The following is a 2707-nucleotide window of genomic DNA, read 5'->3' on the forward strand; positions in this document are numbered from 1 at the left end:
TGTAGATTCCGGCGAATCGTGTCGGTTTCCGAAGTTCGTGTCGGTGGCGTGTCGGAATTCCGAATCTGATGTCGGCGGGTTGAGACTGGCGCTGTGGCTGACACGTTGGCTGCAACCGAGGTCCGGTACGTCGCCGATGACGGCGTTCCGGTCGCGACGACATTGGCGGAAGTGAGTGTCGAGCAGGTGGCATGTGGCCTGCCGTGCCGCCGGGTACGCAGTCATGCGTCGGCCCGTCATTATTCGGGCCTGTTCTGGTCGGCGACGAATACCGCGCATGTGGTGTACGAGAGTCGGCTGGAGTTGGACAGGCTGTGGCTGGCTGATTTCGATGTCGACGTTGTTCGGATCGCGGCGCAGCCGATGTGGTTGTGCGGGCGAGACGGCGGGCAGACGCGGCGCCATGTGCCCGACTTCATGTTTCGGGATCGGCGCGGCGAAATTACCCTGGTCGATGTCAAGCCGGCTGCGTTCGCCGACCGCCCTGAGGTCGCCGAGGTGTTTGAGTGGACCGGCCGGTTGTGCCGGACGCGCGGGTGGGCTTATGAGGTCTGGACCGGCGCTTGTCCGGTCCGCTTGGCCAATGTCCGTTTTCTTGGCGGATATCGACGACGCGCCTTGATCAGCGCCGAGGCCTCGGCTCGCGTTGCTCGCGCGGTGCGGGACGGCATGACCATCGGTGAGGTCGACGCTGCGGCCGGTGTTTCCGGAAGTCGTGCGGCGACGCTGGCGATGCTCTGGTCGCAGGAATTGGTGACGGATCTGGGCCAGCCAATGAGTTCCGAGTCAATCCTGGCCTGGGCGCCCTGATGGGGTCGGAAGTGATCGACCTGAGAGTGGGCAGTGACGTCTGGCTCGACGGCGATCGCTGGGAGATCGTCGCACTGCACGGCAGTGATGCCATGCTACGTTGCACAACCCGCCTGCAGCGTATTGGCCTGGCGGAACTTGCAGCGCGAGAATCGGTGTTCGGCGTTGCGATTGATCGCATCGATGTCGACCCAGACGCGGTTGTCTTGTCGGGATTGACCGTCGGTCAGCATCGCCAAGTGATGCAGCGGGCGGCGGTAGTCGCGGGCGTGCTTGATGGGGCTGCGCGCGGAAGCGAGTCTATGCAGGTGGCGATCGCGATCGCCGCGCGCGAGGCGAAGACCTCTGAGCGGACGATCGAGCGGTGGATTTCGGCCTATCGGATCTCGGGCGTGGCGGGTTTGGTCGACGCGCGGGTTCGCCGGTCGGGGAGTTCGCGGATCGATCCGCGATGGGACGTCGCTTGTTTGCGAGTGCTGGCGCACTATGTCGATGCCTCGACGCCGACCCGGGGCGTGGTGATCACCGAAGTTGCCTACGCGTTGGATGACGAGTTCGGTCCCGGTGTGGTGCCGCTGCCCTCGAAGAGCACCGCGTACTCACGGTTGGCTGAATTGTCGAAGAACAAGCATGCTTTCGGCAGCGCGAAGGCGCGCCGGTCGGTTGCCCATCGTCCGAAGGGCCCGTTTGGTCGCCTGCGCGCATGCCGCCCGGGCGAATACGTCGTGCTGGATACGACGCCGCTGGACGTCTTCGCAATGGAGCCGGTGACGCTGCGCTGGGTGGGTGTGGAGCTCACGGTCGCGATGGATCTGTTCAGCCGATGTGTGCTCGGCCTGCGGTTGATCCCGGTGTCGACGAAAGCCGCGGACGTCTCCAACGTGCTGTATCAATGCGTAGCCCCGTCGGCGAGCGAGTCGGCCCCCGGGGACTGGCCGTTTCACGGCGTGCCGAACACTGTTCTGCTTGCCCATGAGCAGCCTCGCGCCGACCTGCCGTCGTGCGTTCCGGAGGCGATCGTGGTCGATCACGGCCGCCAATATTTGTCGGCACATGTGGTCGGCGCGTGTGCGCGGTTAGAAATCGGCATCCAACCGGCCATTCCGAACAAGCCGACCGACAAGCCGACGGTGGAGCGGTTCTTCCGAACGTTGCGGGAATCACTGCTGCAGCATTTGCCGGCCTACAAGGGCCCGGACGTGTACTCGCGGGGCAGGCAGGTCGAGGACCAGGCATTTCTGTATGTCAGCGAACTCGAACAGATCATCCGCGAGTGGGTCGGCGGTGTGTATCACCGCAGCAAACACCACGGGCTGTGTATGCCGGAATTGCCGGGCGTGGCGTTATCGCCGGCGGAGATGTTCGAGGCCGGCATCGCCCGCGCAGGCGGGCTACAGCTGCTGACGAATCCGGATGTCGCCTATGAGTTCCTCGACGTGCGGTGGCGCACGATCCAGCATTACGGCGTCGACGTCGACGGGCTGCGCTACGACGGGCCGGCATTGAACCTCTACCGCAACACACGGTCGGCTTATGGCGGCGTCCATGCCGGCAAGTGGCCGATCTTCGTCGATGCACACGATGTGCGCCACACCTACTTCCAGGATCCGGTGTCGAAGACGTGGCACGCGCTGGATTGGGAGCATGCCGCTGGACTCGACCAACCCTTCAGTCGCGACGCCGCCGACTACCTCAAGCGGATCTGCCTGCGTGAGAACCGGCACGTCGACCCCGAAAAGGCAGTGCACGAACTGCTGGCGCAGTGGAGCCGCGGCGAGGTCGAAACCCGCCGTGACCGCAACCTAGTGGTGTGTCTCGCAAATAAATAGGTGGTTGTTCGGTATTCTGGTGGGATGAGTGCACCAGCAGTGCCATTGCCGTTGTCGGCCGGTGAGCG

2 protein-coding genes are annotated in these 2707 nt (G+C 64.3%); both read left to right on the forward strand.

The annotated features are described in order from the left end of the window. The first annotated feature begins 93 nt into the window (after nt 1–93). Entirely contained in the window at nt 94–810 is a 717-nt protein-coding gene (locus tag AC2VOP_RS01685; protein ID WP_486959354.1) for a TnsA-like heteromeric transposase endonuclease subunit, read from the forward strand. 11 nt (nt 811–821) lie between these two features. Continuing rightward, nucleotides 822–2639 (forward strand): helix-turn-helix domain-containing protein, encoded by a 1818-nt coding sequence (locus AC2VOP_RS01690; RefSeq protein WP_486959355.1) that lies wholly within the window; start codon nt 822–824, stop codon nt 2637–2639. Nucleotides 2640–2707 lie beyond the last annotated feature (68 nt).

Source organism: Mycobacterium sp. TH-M106 (genome assembly GCF_057473765.1).